General features: G+C 49.5%; 24 protein-coding genes. 4 read left to right on the top strand and 20 right to left on the bottom strand.

Annotation, left to right across the window (positions count from 1 at the left end; translation table 11 throughout):
* Positions 1–147 precede the first annotated feature (147 nt).
* The 7 genes from AC5JL3_RS22450 to AC5JL3_RS22420 form a co-directional block, all read right to left on the bottom strand.
* Complete coding sequence (locus AC5JL3_RS22450; protein ID WP_496076595.1) at positions 148–549, bottom strand: RidA family protein; 402 nt, start codon at positions 547–549, stop codon at positions 148–150.
* Between the two features lie 525 nt (positions 550–1,074).
* On the bottom strand, positions 1,075–2,019 hold the full coding sequence (locus AC5JL3_RS22445; protein WP_496076594.1) for a zinc-binding dehydrogenase: 945 nt from the start codon (positions 2,017–2,019) through the stop codon (positions 1,075–1,077).
* Positions 2,020–2,051: 32 nt separating this feature from the next.
* A complete protein-coding gene (locus AC5JL3_RS22440; protein WP_496076593.1) occupies positions 2,052–2,627 on the bottom strand; it encodes a TMEM175 family protein in 576 nt (191 codons plus the stop codon).
* A 168-nt stretch (positions 2,628–2,795) separates the two neighbouring features.
* Positions 2,796–3,737 carry a DUF5996 family protein gene (locus AC5JL3_RS22435; RefSeq protein ID WP_496076592.1) on the bottom strand — a complete coding sequence of 314 codons (942 nt, stop codon included), beginning with the start codon at positions 3,735–3,737 and terminating at the stop codon, positions 2,796–2,798.
* A gap of 70 nt (positions 3,738–3,807) precedes the next feature.
* Positions 3,808–4,203: a UBP-type zinc finger domain-containing protein gene (locus AC5JL3_RS22430; protein ID WP_496076591.1), complete on the bottom strand. Its 396-nt coding sequence runs from the start codon at positions 4,201–4,203 to the stop codon at positions 3,808–3,810.
* A gap of 519 nt (positions 4,204–4,722) precedes the next feature.
* Positions 4,723–5,862: a hypothetical protein gene (locus AC5JL3_RS22425; protein ID WP_496076590.1), complete on the bottom strand. Its 1,140-nt coding sequence runs from the start codon at positions 5,860–5,862 to the stop codon at positions 4,723–4,725.
* A 98-nt stretch (positions 5,863–5,960) separates the two neighbouring features.
* On the bottom strand, positions 5,961–7,673 hold the full coding sequence (locus tag AC5JL3_RS22420; RefSeq protein WP_496076589.1) for a multicopper oxidase family protein: 1,713 nt from the start codon (positions 7,671–7,673) through the stop codon (positions 5,961–5,963).
* A 279-nt stretch (positions 7,674–7,952) separates the two neighbouring features.
* Between AC5JL3_RS22420 and AC5JL3_RS22415 the strand changes: the two genes are divergently transcribed.
* Positions 7,953–8,105 carry a hypothetical protein gene (locus AC5JL3_RS22415; protein WP_496076588.1) on the top strand — a complete coding sequence of 51 codons (153 nt, stop codon included), beginning with the start codon at positions 7,953–7,955 and terminating at the stop codon, positions 8,103–8,105.
* Positions 8,106–8,132: 27 nt separating this feature from the next.
* On the opposite strand, the gene AC5JL3_RS22410 is transcribed toward AC5JL3_RS22415, so the two are convergent.
* Genes AC5JL3_RS22410 through AC5JL3_RS22400 form a run of 3 tightly spaced genes read right to left on the bottom strand, consistent with a single transcriptional unit; the run spans position 8,133 to position 10,135 of the window.
* On the bottom strand, positions 8,133–8,621 hold the full coding sequence (locus AC5JL3_RS22410) for a lipocalin-like domain-containing protein (protein WP_496076587.1): 489 nt from the start codon (positions 8,619–8,621) through the stop codon (positions 8,133–8,135).
* Positions 8,622–8,651: 30 nt separating this feature from the next.
* The gene (locus tag AC5JL3_RS22405) at positions 8,652–9,515 is read right to left on the bottom strand and encodes a dioxygenase family protein (protein ID WP_496076586.1); all 864 of its coding nucleotides are present in this window, start codon (positions 9,513–9,515) and stop codon (positions 8,652–8,654) included.
* 50 nt (positions 9,516–9,565) lie between these two features.
* Entirely contained in the window at positions 9,566–10,135 is a 570-nt protein-coding gene (locus AC5JL3_RS22400; RefSeq protein WP_496076585.1) for a DUF981 family protein, read from the bottom strand.
* Between the two features lie 87 nt (positions 10,136–10,222).
* On the opposite strand from AC5JL3_RS22400, the gene AC5JL3_RS22395 reads away from it, so the two are divergent.
* Positions 10,223–10,435, top strand: a complete 213-nt coding sequence (locus AC5JL3_RS22395) for a hypothetical protein (RefSeq protein WP_496076584.1) — start codon at positions 10,223–10,225, stop codon at positions 10,433–10,435.
* Here AC5JL3_RS22395 and AC5JL3_RS22390 read toward each other — a convergent pair.
* The gene (locus AC5JL3_RS22390; protein ID WP_496076583.1) at positions 10,399–11,598 is read right to left on the bottom strand and encodes a ScyD/ScyE family protein; all 1,200 of its coding nucleotides are present in this window, start codon (positions 11,596–11,598) and stop codon (positions 10,399–10,401) included. The genes AC5JL3_RS22395 and AC5JL3_RS22390 overlap by 37 nt on opposite strands.
* A gap of 63 nt (positions 11,599–11,661) precedes the next feature.
* On the opposite strand from AC5JL3_RS22390, the gene AC5JL3_RS22385 reads away from it, so the two are divergent.
* Positions 11,662–11,931, top strand: a complete 270-nt coding sequence (locus AC5JL3_RS22385; RefSeq protein WP_496076582.1) for a hypothetical protein — start codon at positions 11,662–11,664, stop codon at positions 11,929–11,931.
* Between the two features lie 85 nt (positions 11,932–12,016).
* On the opposite strand, the gene AC5JL3_RS22380 is transcribed toward AC5JL3_RS22385, so the two are convergent.
* From AC5JL3_RS22380 to AC5JL3_RS22340, 9 genes are all read right to left on the bottom strand, one after another.
* Positions 12,017–12,853, bottom strand: a complete 837-nt coding sequence (locus AC5JL3_RS22380) for an alpha/beta fold hydrolase (RefSeq protein WP_496076581.1) — start codon at positions 12,851–12,853, stop codon at positions 12,017–12,019.
* Between the two features lie 197 nt (positions 12,854–13,050).
* Positions 13,051–14,007: an alpha/beta fold hydrolase gene (locus tag AC5JL3_RS22375; protein WP_496076580.1), complete on the bottom strand. Its 957-nt coding sequence runs from the start codon at positions 14,005–14,007 to the stop codon at positions 13,051–13,053.
* A 117-nt stretch (positions 14,008–14,124) separates the two neighbouring features.
* Positions 14,125–14,475: a hypothetical protein gene (locus AC5JL3_RS22370; RefSeq protein ID WP_496076579.1), complete on the bottom strand. Its 351-nt coding sequence runs from the start codon at positions 14,473–14,475 to the stop codon at positions 14,125–14,127.
* Between the two features lie 175 nt (positions 14,476–14,650).
* On the bottom strand, positions 14,651–15,595 hold the full coding sequence (locus AC5JL3_RS22365; protein ID WP_496076578.1) for an alpha/beta hydrolase: 945 nt from the start codon (positions 15,593–15,595) through the stop codon (positions 14,651–14,653).
* Between the two features lie 239 nt (positions 15,596–15,834).
* Positions 15,835–16,305, bottom strand: coding sequence for a nuclear transport factor 2 family protein (locus AC5JL3_RS22360; protein WP_496076577.1), 471 nt, complete (start codon positions 16,303–16,305; stop codon positions 15,835–15,837).
* Positions 16,306–16,531: 226 nt separating this feature from the next.
* Positions 16,532–17,287, bottom strand: coding sequence for an SDR family oxidoreductase (locus AC5JL3_RS22355; RefSeq protein WP_496076576.1), 756 nt, complete (start codon positions 17,285–17,287; stop codon positions 16,532–16,534).
* A gap of 267 nt (positions 17,288–17,554) precedes the next feature.
* Positions 17,555–19,150 (bottom strand): serine hydrolase domain-containing protein, encoded by a 1,596-nt coding sequence (locus tag AC5JL3_RS22350; RefSeq protein ID WP_496076575.1) that lies wholly within the window; start codon positions 19,148–19,150, stop codon positions 17,555–17,557.
* 40 nt (positions 19,151–19,190) lie between these two features.
* The gene (locus AC5JL3_RS22345) at positions 19,191–19,310 is read right to left on the bottom strand and encodes a hypothetical protein (protein ID WP_496076596.1); all 120 of its coding nucleotides are present in this window, start codon (positions 19,308–19,310) and stop codon (positions 19,191–19,193) included.
* A 34-nt stretch (positions 19,311–19,344) separates the two neighbouring features.
* Positions 19,345–19,560 carry a nuclear transport factor 2-like protein gene (locus AC5JL3_RS22340; protein WP_496076574.1) on the bottom strand — a complete coding sequence of 72 codons (216 nt, stop codon included), beginning with the start codon at positions 19,558–19,560 and terminating at the stop codon, positions 19,345–19,347.
* 21 nt (positions 19,561–19,581) lie between these two features.
* Here AC5JL3_RS22340 and AC5JL3_RS22335 point away from each other — a divergent pair.
* A partial coding sequence (locus AC5JL3_RS22335) for a hypothetical protein (RefSeq protein ID WP_496076573.1) occupies positions 19,582–19,795 on the top strand: 214 nt, incomplete at its 3' end.

Below are 19,795 nucleotides of genomic sequence, written 5' to 3'. Positions count from 1 at the left end.
CGATCGTTAGTACTGCGAAAATGAGTTGAGGTTTCATGATTGTCCTCCTGATGGATCAGTTCTAGTTAGCATCAATTTCGTGTCGGAGTTATTACTTCATCTGCTTACTTCGATCGGTGTGGAGCAGTGCTGCCACTAATGCGAATCTCACGGAACAATTGCAGTCACGCGGATTTCAATCCGCATCGTTGGCAGTCCAAGCGCCGCGACTCCTACCTGTGTCCAAATTGGGGCATGGTTGGGCATGTAATGGCGATATAGCTTGACCATCACCTCGTTAACCTCTGGGGGAAACCCGCCAACATGGTAAGAATTGACATGGACAACATGCTCCCAACCCGCCCCGGCAGTCGCCAAGGTTCGCTCTATGTTCCGAAACGCCTGAGCAATCTCGTCCTCCAGTGGTTCGGGAATTTGCAGATTGTCATCCCAGCCGCCTTGACCTGATATCTCCACGCGATCGCCAATTTTTACCGCTTGCGAGTAATGCAATTCACTCAGCATGTATTCGCCATAACCAGGGGTAACAAAAAACCTGGGCTTATTCATGGTGTTTCTCATGTAATGCGTTTGACTCTATCTCGCGTTGCTGAAATGAGTTTGTTTCGGCATCATCTGATTTAGACCCTAATGTTCAGAATTCACTTGTTGTGTAATCACAATGATTTCTGCAAACAGTAAGGCAACTATTAGCCGCGAAAACGCTTGTAAAATGGCTTCTATTGCCCAGTTCTGACTCTGAACTTCCCAGAGCATTCAAACAATATTGAATCTAATCACCAACCAGGGTAGAATTACCGCTGAATTCCGCCTGCGATAGAAGCGAATCGCTGTCTCACGCCAAACGGGAAAGGTACTGAGAATACAAGCGATGTAGAACGCTCCTGCACTAATGAACAAGCTTGTTTGAAGACCCGAAGGCAGGTTTGGGTATCCAAGCGCGATCTCCGTCAGACAAACTGCCAGCGCCAGATACAGGAAAGTAAACAAAGTAAATCATTTCATTTTTTGCAAATAAAGCTCAGCGATAATCTATTCCTGTGTGGCTGACATAACTCAGCCGATGAACAACAATTAGTCCACATGCAGCACAGCCTTACCTGAAAATCTGCGCCCGATCAAATCAGCCGCTGTTACGCCTGCTTCACGCCATGAAACTGCTCGATCGATGTGTGTTTTGAGCCGCCCCTGCTCAACTAACCTCAGCAGACGAGCCAGCCCAGAACTAGCACTTTCCATCTCTACTTCGGTATACAGCGTGAACCCGTAAAGCGTTCGCTGCCCTCCATTCTCGAAATAGAAGTCTGGTAGGGACAGCTTCATCTCATTGCCGCTGCTACTGCCATAACAAACGCAGGTGCCTCCTTTAGCCAAAAACGCAGTTAGCGTCCCGACCAACTCACCTCCTACTCCATCAACGATCAGTCTATAAGGCGCGAACTGCTTGGCTTCTTGCCCAGTTTCGGTTAGCACCACTTCATCTGCGCCGTAATCTCGCACAAATGCTTTTTGCGCTGGCTGACGAATTTGGGCAACGACGTTAGCTCCCATCATCTGAGCAAGCTGCATGGCGAAGAGTCCCACTCCCCCTGTTGCCCCTGTGATCAGCACCCGACTTCCTGGTAAACGAGATCCCTTTTCCACTGCATACAGTGCTGTTAACCCCGCGACGGGCAGTGTGGCGGCATCAGTATCTGATACGCCCTGAGGAATGACAGCCAGAAAGCGAGTCGGAATTGCTACATATTCTGCCCAGCCCTCAGAGCGGATGGAGAGGGCAACAATTTTTGTCCCTGTGGGTGGGCCACTACCGTCCTGTGCTGTTTGTTCAACAACGCCAACGATATCCCAGCCAATTGGAGTGCCGAGTGGATCATTTTGCGATCGCTTAAGTTCGCCCCGATTCATCGAAAATGCCTTGACGCGAATCAAGCACTCGTTAGCCTTCGGAGCAGGAACTTCAGTGTCTTGAAAGGTGAGGTTGCCAACGGCATCTGGTGAACTTACGAGTCTACGCATAGTCATATCCTTGTGTGTAGAGGGCTATAGTTTTATGCGTTCAACGTCTTTTCGATCCGGCGATCGGGAATGAGCCATAGGACTGCAACCAGAACGTATAATGCACATGAAAGCCAAGAGGCTGCAAAAGCAAGTGGAATTGTAACTGCATAAATCAATACCGATAACTTGCCTTTAGAATCCCGACCAAGAGCGTTCGCAAGTGTGGAATCTTGACCGTGGTGAAAAATAAGTGTGCGGGTCAGAGTGAAGTAGGCGATCGCAGCCAACAATAAAACCACACCATAAAGCGCCACAGGCAACGCAGCAAAGTGATTTTCACCCATCCATGCGGTGACAAAGGGAAATAATGATAACCAGAACAACAAATGTAGGTTTGCCCACAAAGTTGAACCATTCACTTGTCGGACTGCCTGAAACAGGTGATGGTGATTGTTCCAGTAGATACCAACATGCACGAAACTCAACACATAGCTTAGAAAGGTTGGAATCAGCAGACGTAGTGCAGCTAAATCTGACTCATGAGGTATTTTTAACTCCAGCACCATAATGGTGATAATAATAGCAATTACCCCATCACTGAATGCTTCTAACCTACCTTTAACCATTTTTGGATATGCTCCTTGTTTGCTTACCGCGTTGTATAACTGCCGTTTGCAAATTGGTTGTCCGGTTATCCACTATCCATTCAGTATCTCTAAGTGGCAGCAGATCGCCTCAAACTTTGTATCAAGGTCGCTAGTCCATCCGCTTCAGCAATTTGCAATTTGTTAGCCTTACACGGTTGGGGAACGCTCCAGGGCTACTCGATCCCAATGTCCTAAATTGGCTGCTGCTTCATAGGTGCTTTGGAAAAAAGCAAGGAGCATTGCATCTGGATCGTCAGTTTGTCTCACGGCTTCATAGGGTAGGATAAATTCTTGCATCTGTGAGCTGTAAAAAGCTTCTGTGGGTTGGATCGGGTAATCTCGAAACCCTTCCGGCGTAGGGTAAGCATAAGCGTAAAAAACAGGCTCCACAATTGACCCACCCCCTGGCCAAAAACCACAGCTACTGACTTCGTGTGAATAGGCTTCTCGTGTGACCCAATCTGCCATATTCGGAACTCCCCCTGGGTGTTCTGGCGCACGACGACCAGAGAAACGAGTCACAGCAAGATCAAAGCTGCCCCAAAAAAAATGTACAGGGCTGGATTTACCAATAAACTGAGAACGGAATAAGGTCATGACCCGATCGACTTGCACAAGAATTCGCCAGAACCGTTGTGCATATTCCGGATCATAAGCTGCGTGTTGATAGTCCTGATCGAACGGGATTGGTTCTGACACTTCTTGCGGCATCGTCCAGATTCGGACTTCGATGCCGATGTTGCTCAATGTAGTTAGCACCATTTGGTAAAAATCTGCAACAGAGCGAGGAGACAGTGCAATTCTTTTAGCGATACCGTCGCTAGTGTCGATTTGTAATTGATGGTCGAGAAAATCAAAGCTAATTTGAAAGTTACGAGTTCCGCAAGGGATTGAAGCAGTTGTTAGCCCACGCGGTGTGACATAAAGAGTAGATTGCCACCAGTGATTAAGTTTAGGTGCCAGTGCCAACCGGATTTTACCGATGACTTGCGTCCATAGATGGAGAGTTGCATAGGTATCCTGCCAAGCTGCTAAGGGCAAACTGGGCCAAACGATGTCAAGGGAAGTACTTTGATTAGAAACAGCCATGAAAATCACCCACATGAGGAGAACATGTTGAACGAATGAGAAGGAAATCTAGATGAAATCAGAATTGCTATCAATAGTCTTTTCCCTGTTCATCTGCAAAACACCATAACCACTGCTCCCCCAATTCAGCCGAACTAACCACTGCATGATTGGTTGCTTCATAATGACGACGAGCATGTTGATGGTTAGAAGAATCGCAGCACAGCATTTTGCCACAGGTTTGGCAAATCCGGAGGTGTACCCAGCGGCTATTTATTTTAATGCACTCTTCACAACGAAATATGGGATAGGCTGCTTTAGAAATCAGGTTTTCCACAGTTAGATTGTTGAGATGTTCGCAGTTCATAGTTTTTTGGTATCTCTGGTAGAAGACAACGGTGAACAGAATGATTGAGGCTGATGTGAAATCTGAAATTAGGGGCGCGGCTTTCATGCCATTGATGAGAGCAATTGCTAAATCGTACACTGATCGCCCTCTACTCTCTTCTCTACCCTTTACCCCTCAACAAAGTAACCCAAAGGATTTAGTCTGGGTTCAATTAGTTTGTTTGTGGCTGATTACACCCAGCGCTAGCCAAACAGTTATCATCATTACCGCAGTACTGATAAATTCTATCTCTTACCTCTGGAGCGGTAATAGTAGGGCATGATAAAACCAGTTCTTTAAGCTGTGGTCTACATAAATCCTCTAGGTTTAAAGTCCTACCCCCTGCTGTCTGCATATAGCAAAATGGAGTGTCCATGTCTGAGTTTGGTACTACTGGATATTTAAAATCTACAGGTGTTGATTGGCTAAAAGCAGCCTCAGCTATGCACAAAATTAAAATAGGCGCAAGAACGGATGTAAAATGAAAAAATTTCCGCATGACAACAAAAGCCGTTAATAAAGATATTTTTTATAGAATTTTATTTCTGCCTTCTTGCACTAGGGAGACGAATAAAACGAGGGAGACAAAGATGATTCTCTATGTCTCCGTGTCCTCTTTCACCGACTACTTTTGACCTGACCTGCTTTTTGTCGTTGCTTACGTTTCAGGACTGAACCTGCACCTAAAGCACCAAATCCCAATACACTTAATACAGAAGTTGGTTCGGGGACGGAGTGGAGTTTAACATTATCAATCAATAAGCCAGAATCAATAGAGTTATCTACCGTATCAGTAACTCCAAGTCCCAAAGTATATGTTCCAGTGGTTGGTATCGTGAAGGAAACTGTTTGAAAGTCAGTTTCTTGGAAAAATTGTGTCGTTTGTGAAATTACAGTTGATGGGAATGTTATGTCCGCTAGTTCTGATACAGAACTAATTGAGACAAAAGAAAAATCGTTAAATGGGGGGACCAATACCTCATTGGTGAGAAAATTCCAATCGAAAGTTAAAATGTCTCCCGCTTCCGCCATAAAGGTTTGTCGAATAGCGGAACCTTGGGCGGAAATTCCATTGCCAAGATTATTTAAGCTTCCAGCTTCTAAGCCTAGAAATGCTTCTAGAATTGAGTCAGCAAATGTGATATTGGCAGTTGACAATAAAGCCTCAAACGTTCCCTCAGTGGGGGAACTGCCAAAAGCTGCGGTCTCAATACTAGTAGAGCCTAGTGTTGTCCATCCAGTAAAATCATTTGTCTCAAAGCCACCGTTGATGAGTGTTGGGTTAATCGAGGGTTCGGGCAACGTAAATGTATTCAATGACAGTGAATAGGAACCCGATTCAAAGTGGTCACCTGTAAGACTATTGTCCTTTAAGCCCGACACTGCCAAATTCAGATTGCCATTTGTTGGTACTGTCCCAGTTATTAGGGATAGAACACTATCGTCAGCTTTGTCATCGTTGATCGCTAGGATACTACCAGAATCATCGAGTAACCCTAGAAGTGGATTGAATGCGTCTGACGTTATCTCTGCCGTAAATAAACTTCCAGCATCAAGTCCTGAAAAGGTGAAAAAGTCAAGGTCTTCACTGCTCAGTTGTCCATCAACAGTACTAGTATCAGATGGTAGAAATTCTCTAGTAGCGAAAGAGTTATTAGATTCACTCTCGGCTACCGCAAAACTAGGTTGAGCTTTAGCGAGACAACTGAGTGATATTGAACAAGCAGTACTAATAGATAAAAGGAAAAATCTTTTCATGAGAATTACCTCGGCAAACTAAATGCACTTGGATAAGCCCTGTTCTGCCTACCTGCACGCGCTGGTCATACGCTGTGCTGGCTTGCTTCTGGTAGGGGCTACGGTATTACCTCGAAGGGCAGCATCATCTCGTTGTCCTCGTGGTCGATCATATGGCAGTGCCACACGAAACGCCCGGTGAACGAGTTACTGAAGGGTAGGTTCTCCGCCGCTTTAGCACCAAACGGGACGATGAGGCGGGTAACCTCGCCTGGATTGACTAGTACTGTATCCTTCCACCCAACTTCATTCGGCGCTGGTGGTCTCGCTGGACCAATTGCAAAGGGGGTGGGGTCGGGGGGCGGGTAGCTAGCTGGTACCGTCGGGCCACCGAGTGGTTCGTGATGCGTGCGTACCTGGCGAGAGCCAGTAGCAAGGTATGCCTTCAGGTATTGAGTTGCATTGATTTTTTGTCGGTTGAGGATCTGGAATAGAATCAAATGTAGGTGTACTGGATGGGCGACTGGTTGGAGGTTAATGATGTTCCATTGCTCCACAGTGTCCACCTTCGGTTGCTCCATCAGTTCCGGGTAGTTTTCCGCCTCATCCCAGTAGACGTAGTTGAGCAGCAGCACGAGCGGCGCTCCGGTTGGACCCGGAATCTCTACCAACGTTAGATAGCGCTGCCGCACTGGCGGAGTAGCAATAGGCTTGATGAGAGGTTTGTAAACTCGCAGTGTTTTGGGAATCGCCCTAGGAGCAGCAGCTCCCGCATTCACCGTGAACTGCATGATTTCGGGCAGTACGGCATTACCCAATATGAGGTTGATTCTGCCGTACGGATAGGGTGCACTCGCCTCATTTTGCAAGACGATCTTTTCTCCCGGTAAACTGCCAGAAAAATCGATCAGCACATCAGCTCGCTCGCCAGGAGAGAGTAGTAGTCTCGATAGCTGCACCGGAGCATTGAGAAATCCTCCATCGGTGCCGATTTGAATAATGGGCTGCTGCGACGACAGCTTGAGGTTGTAGGTTCGGGAGCCTGAGCCGTTGACGATTCGGAATCGGTACACCGTGCGATCCACATTCAGGTTTGGCCACGCCTTACCGTTGACGGTAGCGACATCACCGAGAACCTCTGCTTGCCAAGGAGCTGGCGGATAGAACAGCGAACCATCGGGATTGAGCATTCGGTCTTGTATCACCAGCGGTATCTCATAGGGTGCCCCAGCGGGAATACCAAGGGGTCCATTGCCACCCACGGGATCGTCAATATCCCTAAGCAGGTAGAGTCCGGCAAGTCCAGCCGTCACGTTCTGTCTGGTGATGCCAAGCGCATGGTCGTGATACCACAGTGTTGCCGCTTCCTGATTGTTGTTGAAGTTGTATGTGTAGGACTGTCCTGGTGTGAATGTGTCGGTTGGGTAACCGTCGCTTTTTGGTTCAGTATTGCTGCCATGCAGGTGTACCGACACCCGTGGGCTAGTCGCGTCAGATGCCAGCGCACCGTGCAAGTTCGGATCGATCGCTGCTGCTAGTGGGTGGGGGCCGAGGTTGTTGACCGCCGTGATTTGAAGCGGAGTGCCCCTCATAACCTCAATAGTCGGTCCAAGGATTGGCAGCCCTCCATAGCCCCAAGTGGTTCCAGCCCCTAGACTGCTATGGAACGAGTGTAAACCGGGTGTGATCGCCAAACTACTGGGTGACGAACCCGCGTACAGCGTGGGCAGAGGTTCAGTAAATTTCGTGATCTGTGGTGAGGCTGCATGAGTTCTCTTTGCTTTGAGTATTGCAGGAACGAGAAATGCCGCTCCACACCCCGCACCTACCATTATCAATTGCCTTCTAGTTAACATTGCTAAATAATTTGGGTGTTAGTGGAAAGACCTGAAACTCAACCTATGTCTATCTACCTGAAAAGCTGAGGTTGAGACCACTCAAGATTACCAAGATAAGTTGCAACTTAATTGCAACTTGGCGAACCTAACACTGACTCAACGGGGTGAATTACAGAGTTTTTTCGCAAGCCAGAAATGCAGCAGATCACTGATTATTCCTGCTGAAGAAAGTCCAGCAACAGGGGATTGATCTGATCAGCGTGAGTCCAGTTGATGGCGTGCGGCCCGCCGGGAATGACAACCAGCCTGAGTGTTGATCGCCCAGCGGAGAATGACGAACAGGTAGGGAGCGGCAATCGATCGTTCGCCAGTGAGCCAGTTTCGTCCGTCGAGATAACCGAGGATAGCGACGTTTTCAGTGAGTGAAAAGTGATCGTACTTGCCTCTACTTCGTTATCGACAACGAACTCCCCTTGCTATAATGCGTTCCCACAGCAGCTCAAAAACCGCTTCAACACCATCACTCAAGACTGGCGGCGTCACGAGCGTTAGTCGGCTCTCATTAAGAGTAAAGGTGCGAACTAACGTTGTACCGACCCGATTAGGAATTGATGCAATTTTGATCTGGTGAGTTACTGTATTGCCACTCAACGTATAAGTTCCAGCGTAAGCATTGAATGTTGTAAATGCTTGAGCAAGCTCTTCCACGGGTAAAGATTGCATCTGGGGAGTCAGCGGTGATCTGACCTCCTGACTCAGCGCTGAGCGATCGCTCCTAGAAAACATCACCATCATGTGACCATCTGATGTGTAAGTGATGTAGCCAACCGGATGAGTTCCATACACGTCTGGAGTCACCGTTCCATCAGCGTAAATGGCGGTTGCAGAAATTAACTTCCAAATGCCAATTAGCAGATTGTTCTGGATTGATGGTGTAGACATAATGTGCAACCATTGCTTGATGATTCTCCGCTAGAGAGTAGCGGGTTTCAACACAAAATCAAACTCAGTCGTGTAAAACGGTTTACTTTGATAGTGTGCCTTGAGTTTGTCTAGTGCTTCGTGCTTTTGCAATTGAACGATCGCCGATCGCACTGCAAAGGTTGTATCTGAATCCAGGTGAGGGTCGCCAGCAATAAAAATTTGTGTTGTCAGCGGAGTGTACTCTGGGGCACTGACTTTGAAATGGATGTGAGCCGCCCGCCAAGGATGCCGTCCTAGCCGTCGCAGTAACTCGCCAGCTGGACCGCTAGTTGGCACGTTGTAAGCTAGTGGCACCACGGTTTCAAACCTATACGTTCCACTCTTGTTCGTTTTGAAACGTCCCCGAAAGTTCCCCAACGGCTGAGATGGATCTTGGATGTCATATAATCCTTGGGAATTGGATTGCCAAACATCAATCAGAGCATTGGCGATCGGTTGACCGTTCACATCTAAAACCCTGCCTGACAGGAAAAGCGAATCTCCTTCTGTATCAATACCCAAGCGATCGCCCATCTGCCGTTCTGGTGCATTCGGCACATACAAGGGTCCTTCTAAATTGCTTTCTGTACCGCGATGAGCATCCTTCAGCAATTCTACCAACTCTGAGATTCCGAGTAGATCTGTTAACATATGCATTTCTCCAGCGGGAATCTCCTGAGTGTGATGACTGACCCGGTTGAGAAAATTACGTCCCTGCTGCAACTCTGATTCAGTCAGCTTCACCTCACGCACAAAGTCATGCAAATGTCGAACCAAGCTCGTGTAAATTTCATACAGTCGCGGGTGAGATTTGCCACGATCACCATGATTAATGACGGCTTCAGTGATAGTGTCAAGTGCAATTTTTTGCATGATCGAACTCCTTTTTAGTTACGTGATTAATGATGGTTGTTTTACGGCGACTATCTTGGCAGGGGCGTCCACTTCGAGAAGTCCGCAAGATGCGCCCAGTAAGCGGTGAATCCAATATAGGCAAAGATGAGAGCTGCCACACTTAACACAATTGCTCCAATAGTTCGCAAGAGCCGGGTTGATTTGAGAGAGAGGGTTGGTACAGAAAAAATTCCTCCTAAGCCAACTAAAATAAACCCAATTCCTGTTAGCAAAGGAATCTGTGTTATTCCCAGGTTTATGATGCGAAAGCCAATTAGAAGCGATACAAGTCCTGCAAAGAATCCATAAATGCCTAGGGTAAATAACTCCCAACCCATTGCCAGAGTTAGGGAAGTTCCTACAAACAAAATGCCAAACAGAACAGTTGTTTCACCAAAGGCAACATTGAAACTACCAATAATGGGCCAGGTAAAAGTCATGTGTAAGCCAGTTACTAAAGCGATCGCGCCGACTACACCAAAACCAGGAATCCAGCGTTTCTGATTTGAACTACCAAGACCAAAATACACATAGGCAGCTAACAGAGCGAGTCCAGCCGATAGATTAATCAGCATGAGTGTAAGGTAATCGATAAACATTAGACCTCCTGCAAATGTTCGGTTTTGTTAAGACTTAGACAAAAATTGAAGCAAAAATGCCTGTCGCATTGCTTTGTAGCACCAGTTTTGACTTCAGAAATACTCTTTCAAGGGCAGCATCTATTTCACATCCTGACGACGACAATTGCTCCGCCTGCTCAAGATTCTGCTATGGCAGCAGCGCTGATTGTAGAAGTACAGGGATGGTTAGTGAGTGAGGATGGATGGCACTGTGCAACTAATTGCGCGGCTCCTGTCGGTGTTCAAGCTGCTGAATGTAACTCGATAGAAAACGAATGACCCAACAGAGGATGGGAGGTATTCGCCAGCTCACTATCCGCCGCAATCGCCATCATGCAATCCTTCAGCGGGTCATACATCGGAGTGCAACCGCAGGTTGTATCCTCCTCTAAACTCAACCGCAGCACCTCTCCCTGTCCTGCGATAAAACCTTTGTTGGAAATGTAAATGTCACCGTCAGGACCGATTTCTAAACCCGTTGGATTAATTAGCTCATCATCCGCAAGCGTGGTGCGAGTTTTACCATCTGGAGACACATAAATCAGGGCACCTGCGTCACTTCCATTCAAGATGCCATCCGCATCATATTCCAGGACATACAGACCGCCAGACTGATCGAACGCCAGATCGGCGATATGCGAAAAACCGCCTGCATAGATCTCCGGTTGACCTTCAGCATTGATGCGGTAAACTTGTGCTGTTTCTGCTTGAAAAGGAAACCCAGTCAACTCGCCGACATAGAGAGCACCATCAGGACCAACGGTGACAGAGGTGGGAACAGACTGCCGCACCAGGGCTTCACCCGTGAGTGGATCGGTCGTGATACGAGCCGGAAAGACTGTTTCTAGAGTCGGTTCGCCGCCAAAGGCTCGCTGACTGAGCAAAGCATTGGCACCTGCATCAATGACGTATGCGGTATTGTCTGTAATCAGCAAGTCATAGAGGTTGGTGTCTACGTTTTGCCCATCGGGGTTATTGTTTTGCTCATAAGCGCCAAAATCGCTCAATCTTGTCCAGGAAGCACCACCATCAAAGTTATCGATCGCGATCAACTGGCTAAAATCAGGAATTTGTAGAATGTTATCTCGATTGGCTGGATCGCCGGCAAGACCGATGATCGCATAGGCGTTTCCATAGGCATCAAACTCAATATCATTGACACCAGCTACATCTAAGCCATCGGGTAATGCCAGCGATGGTAGTCCGGTGACGACTCGTTCTGCAACACCGTTTTGAATTCGGGTAATTGCACCTGTTGCACCATAGAACACAAACGCGCCCGGTTGAGTTGGAGACGGAATACTGGCACCTGTTCCCCCTCGTCCTGCTTCGGCAACATAAAGTGCCCCATCAGGGCCAAAGTTCAGCTTACGTGGACTATCCAGACCGGATGCCAGCACTTCAATTCGCGATATCTGTGGCGTTTCTACTGTTGCAGACATAATTTTCCTCCTTTGAATTTACGATGCTCTATCCTCAGTAGCGGACAAAAACTGAAGCATGCAATGCCTGTCACATTGCTTTGTAGCCGAGTTTTGGCTCCAGAAATACTCTTTCAAGGGCAGCATCTATTTCATATCCTGACGACGACTTTGCTCCTGGAAGGAATGGCACTAAGAAAAGGGAAAATCGTTGAGGCAGCTCTTGTGCAGAGGAGCAAAGGAGCAGAGGAGAAAGAAGAAATTTTAGGCATTGCGTTCAGATATTTAGAAATTCCCCTCTGCACCCCTGCATCCCTGCAATCCTTACGCCACCTATCCTTCAGCTTAACTTAGTGCCATTCATGTGTATCATTTGAGCCTGACTCAACTGATGAATCACAGCGTTTTTTCACAGGACAGGAATCCGGCAGGTCACTGATTATTTCTGCTGAAGAAAGTCCAGTAACAAGGGATTGACCTGATCAGCATGAGTCCAGTTGATGGCGTGCGGCCCGCCGGGAATGACAACAAGTTGACTGTTTTTAATCAGCTTTGGAAGTCTTGCTGCGGTGGACTCAAGCGGCAGAATCCGATCGCTATCTCCATGAATAATCAGAGTCGGCACATCAATGCGGGGCAGATCATCGCGGAAATCGGTGAGCCAGGAGGGTACACAGTCCAAAGTCCCTTTAGCAGAAGCCCCTACTGCCACATTCCAACTAGCTTGGATCGCTTCATTGCTGATGCGATCGCCCAGCAACACGTCCACATTGAAGAAGCCCTGGAAGAATGTAGAAAAGTAGGCTGGACGGTCTTCAACAATCGCTTTCATAATGCCATCGAAAACGCTTTGATCAACACCCTCTGGATTGTCGTCTGTCTTTAACAGAAACGGTGGAACGGGAGCCATCAGCACGGCTTTCTTCACCCGCTCTGAGCCGTATTTGCCAAGATAACGTGTGACTTCACCTGTTCCCATTGAGAAACCGACCAGCACGGTATTTTGCAAGTCAAGCTTGGTCATGAGTGTATTCAAATCAGCGGCGAAGGTATCGTAGTCATAGCCAGATGAGGGCTGACTGGAGTTGCCAAATCCTCGGCGATCGTAGGTAATTACTCGATATCCTGCATTCAGTAAAACTAAAACCTGCTTCTCCCAGGAATGTCCGTTCAATGGAAATCCATGAATCAGTACAATCGGTTGACCTGCCCCAAGATCTTCGTAGTAGATATCAATATTTGCAGAGTTTTCTTGACCAACGGTAATGTAAGGCATGAGAGGTTTCTCCGTTGTAAATTGATGATGTGTTTTTGTCTGTTGCATCACAATTGTTATGCAGCGATCGAGCACCGTCTTAACAATACTGCGTGAAGCAGACTTCAAGATGGGGCAAGCATCCACCCTGCCATTTTCATAATTTGGGTGCAATGACTCCTAATGCTCGATTTCTTTCAGATTCTTAGGGTGTTTTGTCAGATTCTTGTGCAATCACCTTCAAGACGCAGCGTGGAACCGATCGCTTCGTCGAGGAACGTGCGGATCAACGTTGCCACCTCTTCCGCATGAGTCTCCAGCGCGAAATGTCCGGCATCGAGCAGATGTATCTCTGCATCCGGGAGATCGCGTTGATAAGCAGCAGCACCAGCGGGCAGAAATGCCGGATCATGACGACCCCAGACGGCGAGAAACGGCGGACGGTGCTCACGAAAGTAGGATTGGAAGGCTGGATAGAGCGCGACGTTGCTGCGGTAATCGAGGATCAGATCGAGCTGGATCTCCTCCGTGCCTTCTCGCCCCATGTATGCGATGTCAAGTTCGTAGCCGTCGGGTGACAAAAGGGTTGGATCGGCTCCGGTCTCATACTGCCAATTCCGGATTGTGTCCGGCGCAAGCGAGGGTCGGCAGGCTTCCCGGTTTGCTGCGCTCGGTTCGCGCCAATAGGTCTCCCACGAACCCCATTCATCACTAAAACCTTCAAGATAGGCATTGCCGTTCTGCGAGACGATTGCGGATATCCTTTCAGGATGGCGCATTGCCAGACGCAGACCCACTGGCGCACCGTAGTCGAAAATGTAGAGCACGTATTGATCGAGCGACAAAGCATCGACGAAGCCCTCAATCACGTCGGCAAGGCGGTCGAACCTGTAGTTGAAGGTTCCGCGTGGCGGTGCCTTGGTCTGTCCGAAACCAGGCAGATCTGGCGCAACGAGCCGAAAGCGATCGGCAAGCAGAGGGATCAGGTCGCGGAACATGTGGCTAGCGGTCGGAAAGCCGTGCAACAGCAGTATCACTGGCGCATCGCTTGATCCAGCCTCACGATAGAACACTTCGACATCGCCGACCTGTTGAAACCCGTAGCGTATTTTCATCTCTTTTCCTTTGATTGCGCGTGTAGAAGTTTTGATCTGCTGCGGTACGCACACCAGCATCGAGATTCATACGGTCTATAACGACACAAGCTCAGCGACCCGGCCAACAGTGACAGCGTGGGTTGCAACCGGAGCGCGAGAGCCGGGTTTGCTGCAGCGCCTTGTTAGGCAGCAAAATCACCGCGCACCCCGGCTGACGCGACGAAACCAGGCCCCACTTGCTGCTCCTGCTAAAGCGATTGTGGAGTAAGCCGCTAAAATAGCGACTCCAACAGGAATTAACGGACCGCCGGGCAGAAAACAAAGCATATACGTCAGTTGACCAAGAATAATACCGGCATAGTGCGACCAAACATGTTTAGGCCGAGCAAGGCCAACGATAAGACCAACAATAAGAAGTGCTGCGGAATAATAAAAACCTTTCGCATCCCACGGTTCGACCTGCCCGGATAAAAATGGTGATAAAACCCAGACCATTGCGCCGCCCACAAACGAGAACAGAAAACTTATCGCTAACTCTCTTTTCATTAGACCTTATCGGTAATAAAGTGCTCGGCATCTCAATGGACAAATAGGCTGCAAGAAGATTTGGAATCGGTTTAAGAATTGATTGCTTTTCTTGATTCCGATTAAGTCTATTCTTCACCCTCGCTGCCTAACGACCAAGCTCACCGGACGCAAATAACCTTTGCCACTCAATCAATCAATTTGGCACGTTCCGGTGCAGCGACTGGTTAGACTCACGGCGCATCTCACTGGTATGAATAAATTGACTTATCCCTTCAACGAGTTCAGGCACAACTGGCAGCGTTGGGTCAGAATAGGAAGCATTTTGCTGTTCAGGGTCTAATGAAACAGCTTTTAAGACGTGATTCATCCCCTCAATAATTCTAAGCTCCGCATCCGGCTTAGCCATTTTCAGGGCTTGCGCCTCACTGACAGGCACTTGGATATCAGTTGTTCCTTGAACAATTAGAACAGGTACAGTGAGACGCCTAATCTCTTGGGCAGGGGTATAGCGGAACCAGGAAATGAGGTAGGGTTGGACGCTCGATCTGTAGAGCATGTTTAGTTCTGGTGGAACAGAGGTCACTATGTTACCTTGCTCTAGAGCAGCAAGAATCTGCTCATTCTGTTGCCATAATGCATCTGGCAATCTAGGTTGCAGTTGATCTCGTAAAATTTGTGATGCAGTTTGGGCAGGTCCGGCGATTGATACAAAAGCATCTGCTTCAGTTTTTTGGGTCGCTAGCATTCCAATCAGAGAGCCTTCACTGTGACCAATTACGGTGACGCTTGAGAAACGAGAATCTACCTGCAATTGCTGAATCCAAAGTGCAGCATCTTCAACATAGGTATCGAAACGCATATCAACTTCTTCAGGCCCTGCGGCTGAGCTTTCTCCAATACCGCGCTTGTCATATCGTATCGAGGCAATGCCGTGATCGGCTAATCCTTCAGCTAGTTGTTTGAGGCTGTTATTCTCCCCAGCTAGAGGCGCGTTCCCATTGCGATCAGTCGGACCTGAACCCGCGATGATCAGCACCACTGGCTCTGGCAGGTTAGACGTTGGAATAATCTGTGTGCCATAGAGAGTGCCTGTTGATGTTGTAATGTGAACCTCGGCAGGCGTTGAGGATTTTGTCATATAACCTACAAACAGCAGTGATAAAGGTAGAGCTATTAGACAGGGAAACAGACTTACAGAACGACGAGAATTGGGGGACATAAAGTGAAGCAATTTATATTGAATCCGTCAAATACTCTAATTTGATGAGATAAGGGAGTCTAACGACCAAGCTCACCGGACGCAGATAACCTTGAAAACTCAACCGACCAAGTTGTAGCGTTCCGGTGCAGCGCATGATTAGGCATCGTAGGCTGCTATTACACCTCGAACTCCGGCCGGTTCGGAGCGATTTTGATGGTCCAAGTCCCCTTCTGGCTGAAAGTGCGAGCGGTCGCGAAAGTATCCTCCATGAACTGGAAGTACACGATCTTCCCGTTGTGCACCTTTGCGTGGATCGAGAACGGTGAGGTCACCGCCTTGCTCAGCGAGACCGAGCGGTACGTGAACCTGCCGAACACAGCAACGTTCTCGCCTTCACCGAAGAGGGCGGTAACGGTGAAGTCCTCATGCGTCCACCATTTCGCAACCCCGGAGAACGTATCGATGAACGCTTGGGGACCTTTGGAGGTTCCCGTCCAAGGCAAGATTTGCTTCAGTTCAGGGTTGTCGAAATTCAGGGAAATGTATGTTGCGTCCTCCGCGACGAGCCGACGGGCAGCCGCCTCGACCTTTTCGGTTGCTGTATTCGCCAGAAACTCTTTGATCACTTCGGTCGGTTGGGTACTCATGGTAACGATTCCTTTCTTTAGTTTTGTGGTGGTGAGGTAGAAGACACTTTGGACATCATCAACTCTTAAGTTCTCTTTGTCTTAGTTCACTTGAGTGTAGTCAGTTCCAACACTCAACTTCTTGCAGATTCCTATGGAGTTTCTGATGGAGTTAGCGAACCAATTTCAGTGTTGCTTTAGTGAGTCGCTTAAAGTGCTGTATCAAACATTTCGCACTGCCGATCGACTATTGCGCTACATACCCGCCATCTACCATCAACGTTTCACCTGTTGTGAACGATGCCAGGTCAGATGATAAAAACAGGACTGCATTTGCAACTTCAAGAGGTGTTCCAACCCGTCCGATCGGGTGAAGTCCTGTTATGTAAGCTTTGGCTTCATCCTGCCCACCTGTAGCAGCTTCAAACATATCTGTTTCGATTGCTGCTGGTGCAACGACATTGATGCGAATACCTGCTTTGGCATATTGGAGGGCAGCAGCTTTTGTTAAGCCTACTACCGCATGTTTACTCGCGGTGTAGAGAGGTACGCTAGGAAGTGCAACTACTCCATTTGCAGATGCCGTATTGATGATCGAACCACTTCCCTGTTTCAACATCTGAGCGATTTCATATTTCATCGACAACCAAATGCCTTTGACATTGACGTTCATCGTGCGATCGTATTCCGCTTCTGTTTGCTCAATCAGTGAAGGATTTTCGCCGATCGTTCCTGCATTGTTAGAAGCAATATCTAACCGACCAAAAACGTCAACCGCTTTATCAACCATTGCTTTAACATCGGCTTCTTTCGTGACATCTGCTTGCACAAAAATAGCCTCTCCGCCAGCTTCCTGAATCAATCGAACAGTTTCTTCACCTTCATCCATTCGACGACCCACCACCACCACCTTTGCTTGTTGTTGGGCATAAGCGATCGCGGTTGCACGACCAATTCCTGATGTTCCGCCAGTCACTAAAGCCACTTTATCTTGCAGTATCATCCTGTTTCTCCTGTTTCAATCAATATTGACTTTCAAAAATTGAACGCCGATCGCATCTCAGCCCATGCCAGCGATTGCCATCACCGGGATAGTGAGCAGGTTGAAAACGGCGTGAACGACGACGGCGAGCATCACGGATAGACCGACGATGGCGATCTCGGGCCAGCCCGGACGCGGAAGTTTGTCGGGTTGCGCCGAGGCCGTGAGGGGGGTTTCTCCGACTCTTGTGGTTGATCCGAAGAAGCTTGGGACATGCAATTAGCTCCTTCAGCGGTCTGTCAACCGGCGCGTCGCTAGGGGCAGAGTACCCTGCAGGCTTTCCATCTCGATGGTGCGCTCCCCGGCACCCTCGATAAACCTGACCACATAACCGGTCAGCGGCTGGGTGGTCGCGATAAAGCGGTCCCCGCCCAGCGGCAGTAGCTCTACCGAAAAGCGGATACTTTGAAAGCCGGACTCGAGCCGCAGGGTGCGGCCACCAACTACACTCACCTGGGTCGGCTTGAGGTCGGCAAGGCTCTCGTAGGTGCCTGCCCAAGGCACCAGCTCGGCCCGTTCGGGCTGGTAGCTGCGCGCCGCGTTCAGGTCGGCTCGGCGGCTGGCGTTGTCTTGACCCAACACCTCGAGTTGCGCTTGCAAGGTGGCGTTCACGTCGGGGCTGGAGCGACCGAGCAAGAGTTGGGCAACGTGCAGGCGCATCACCTCCATGAAGGTGTCGGCCCTGTCGGCGTTGGCGAGGACGACCACGCCCGAACGGCTTTCGGGCAGCAGGGTCACGTTCGCCGTAAGGCCGTCCACGTTGCCGCCGTGCTGCACCAGCTTCGCCCCCAGAAAGCGCTCAACGACCCAGTAGAAGCCGTACTCGGCGTCCGTGACGAGCGCGGGCGGCACGTCCTCCGGGCGCGCGGCTACCGCACGCGCTTGGGCGGCGAGGATGCCCGGCAGGTTGAAGTCGGGGGCGGCAACCTGGCCTTTGTGCATCTCCATTAAGCTCGCCTGGGAGACGAGCGGTGCACCGTTGCTTAGCTGGAAGCGCACATAGCGGGCCATCTCGGCGGCGCTCGCGTTGATCGCCCCCGCCGGGGCGTCAGCCCTTAGATCGAGGAAGTCGGTAGGTTGCAGCCCCTTCATCACGTCGAGTACGTGCGGCAGGGCGATGTTATCCTGCCGTTTAAGCTCCTCTATAGAGAGCGTCGCCGTGCTCATGCCTAAGGGCTCGAGGATGCGCTCACGGGTGAAGTCTTCCCACGACCTTCCCGTGATCCGTTCGATGATCTCCCCGGCGATGATGGTGTTGACGTTGCTGTACACGAACACTTCACCTGGTTTACCGACCAGCGGGGTGGTGGCGGCGGCCTCGATGACGTCCGCGGCGGTGACGCTCGTGTCGAAAGTAGAGGCGTCGGTCCGCACCAGGCCGGTGGTGTGGCTGAGCAGGTGTCGGACCGTCGCCGTGCGGGTGGACTCCTGGTCGGAGAGCTTAAACTCGGGCAGGTAGGTCCTGACGGGCGTGTCGAGGTCCACGAGGTCCTCCTCAACGAGCAGCATCATGCCAATCGCCGTGAACGACTTGGTGGTCGAACCGATGGCGAACTGGGTGTCGAGCGTGACGGGTGCTCCAGTGGTCACGTCACGGACCCCGTAACCCCGGACGTAGCTAATTTCGCCGTCTTCGACGACCGCGAGCCCGACGCCGGGAACGTCGTAGGCGTCCATCATCTCCTTGACGAAGGTGTCGAGCTGAGCCGTGTCGAACGAAGGCTGGGCGAGGAGGGGAAAGCTTACAACTGAACTGACGAGGACCGCGACGATAGTGAGCATCAAGTATCGAAACGTTCTGCGGGCGAGCGTATAAATGTGCATGACAAACCTCATTTAAACTTTAAAGATTATTTACCCTGCGCTACTGGTTTTTATCCTTGGTTTCGATCACGAAAGCCTTTAATTCGACCATCTTGCCGCCGCGAAAGCGCCAGACATCGCAGTACGAGTAATGAGTCGCTCTCCCGTCTTCGTCCTTCAGTGTGATGTCGCCGAGTGCCGTGACGAAATCACCCTCAGCGATTAGCGATTAAGTTGGTGACCGTAAACTTTGGCGGCTCTATGTATGTCTCTGCCATATATTGGCGAACGGCTTCTTTTCCGTTAAGGGTCTTGTCGCCTACAAACGTCCATTGCGTGTCGTCGGTGCGGAATGACAAGAATCCTTCATAGTTGCCTGCTGCGTTCGCCGCATTTGCCGCTTCTAAGACAGCTTTATTGTTCTCTGACATCTGAATCTCTCCTCTGTTCAAGTGGATGCTTTAACGGAACGGTCTCTCTACCAGCGCATTCTTCTCCTCAGCGTAGTCAGCGATCGTCCGCCATCATCTGCCGCTAGCAACCTTTCGTACTCAACTAACTATCTTTGTATGGTTGGCGTGCAACGGGATTGTTATGCGAGTTCCAATCAATCAGGACTTACGCAACTGTCACAAGCACGGACGCTGCTACGCCGCGCCGTGTACC

This window comes from Symplocastrum torsivum, from assembly GCF_059505465.1.
This window is presented reverse-complemented; position numbering and strand designations above follow the sequence as displayed.

Bases quoted from the DNA above. Each gene is read 5' to 3' on its own strand.
- AC5JL3_RS22450 (WP_496076595.1), bottom strand. From the start codon at position 549: ATGAATAAGCCCAGGTTTTTTGTTACCCCTGGTTATGGCGAATACATG.
- AC5JL3_RS22445 (WP_496076594.1), bottom strand. From the start codon at position 2,019: ATGCGTAGACTCGTAAGTTCACCAGATGCCGTTGGCAACCTCACCTTT.
- AC5JL3_RS22440 (WP_496076593.1), bottom strand. From the start codon at position 2,627: ATGGTTAAAGGTAGGTTAGAAGCATTCAGTGATGGGGTAATTGCTATT.
- AC5JL3_RS22435 (WP_496076592.1), bottom strand. From the start codon at position 3,737: ATGGCTGTTTCTAATCAAAGTACTTCCCTTGACATCGTTTGGCCCAGT.
- AC5JL3_RS22425 (WP_496076590.1), bottom strand. From the start codon at position 5,862: ATGAAAAGATTTTTCCTTTTATCTATTAGTACTGCTTGTTCAATATCA.
- AC5JL3_RS22420 (WP_496076589.1), bottom strand. From the start codon at position 7,673: ATGGTAGGTGCGGGGTGTGGAGCGGCATTTCTCGTTCCTGCAATACTC.
- AC5JL3_RS22415 (WP_496076588.1), top strand. From the start codon at position 7,953: ATGGCGTGCGGCCCGCCGGGAATGACAACCAGCCTGAGTGTTGATCGC.
- AC5JL3_RS22410 (WP_496076587.1), bottom strand. From the start codon at position 8,621: ATGTCTACACCATCAATCCAGAACAATCTGCTAATTGGCATTTGGAAG.
- AC5JL3_RS22405 (WP_496076586.1), bottom strand. From the start codon at position 9,515: ATGCAAAAAATTGCACTTGACACTATCACTGAAGCCGTCATTAATCAT.
- AC5JL3_RS22400 (WP_496076585.1), bottom strand. From the start codon at position 10,135: ATGTTTATCGATTACCTTACACTCATGCTGATTAATCTATCGGCTGGA.
- AC5JL3_RS22390 (WP_496076583.1), bottom strand. From the start codon at position 11,598: ATGTCTGCAACAGTAGAAACGCCACAGATATCGCGAATTGAAGTGCTG.
- AC5JL3_RS22385 (WP_496076582.1), top strand. From the start codon at position 11,662: ATGCCTGTCACATTGCTTTGTAGCCGAGTTTTGGCTCCAGAAATACTC.
- AC5JL3_RS22380 (WP_496076581.1), bottom strand. From the start codon at position 12,853: ATGCCTTACATTACCGTTGGTCAAGAAAACTCTGCAAATATTGATATC.
- AC5JL3_RS22375 (WP_496076580.1), bottom strand. From the start codon at position 14,007: ATGCTGGTGTGCGTACCGCAGCAGATCAAAACTTCTACACGCGCAATC.
- AC5JL3_RS22370 (WP_496076579.1), bottom strand. From the start codon at position 14,475: ATGAAAAGAGAGTTAGCGATAAGTTTTCTGTTCTCGTTTGTGGGCGGC.
- AC5JL3_RS22365 (WP_496076578.1), bottom strand. From the start codon at position 15,595: ATGACAAAATCCTCAACGCCTGCCGAGGTTCACATTACAACATCAACA.
- AC5JL3_RS22360 (WP_496076577.1), bottom strand. From the start codon at position 16,305: ATGAGTACCCAACCGACCGAAGTGATCAAAGAGTTTCTGGCGAATACA.
- AC5JL3_RS22355 (WP_496076576.1), bottom strand. From the start codon at position 17,287: ATGATACTGCAAGATAAAGTGGCTTTAGTGACTGGCGGAACATCAGGA.
- AC5JL3_RS22350 (WP_496076575.1), bottom strand. From the start codon at position 19,150: ATGCACATTTATACGCTCGCCCGCAGAACGTTTCGATACTTGATGCTC.
- AC5JL3_RS22340 (WP_496076574.1), bottom strand. From the start codon at position 19,560: ATGTCAGAGAACAATAAAGCTGTCTTAGAAGCGGCAAATGCGGCGAAC.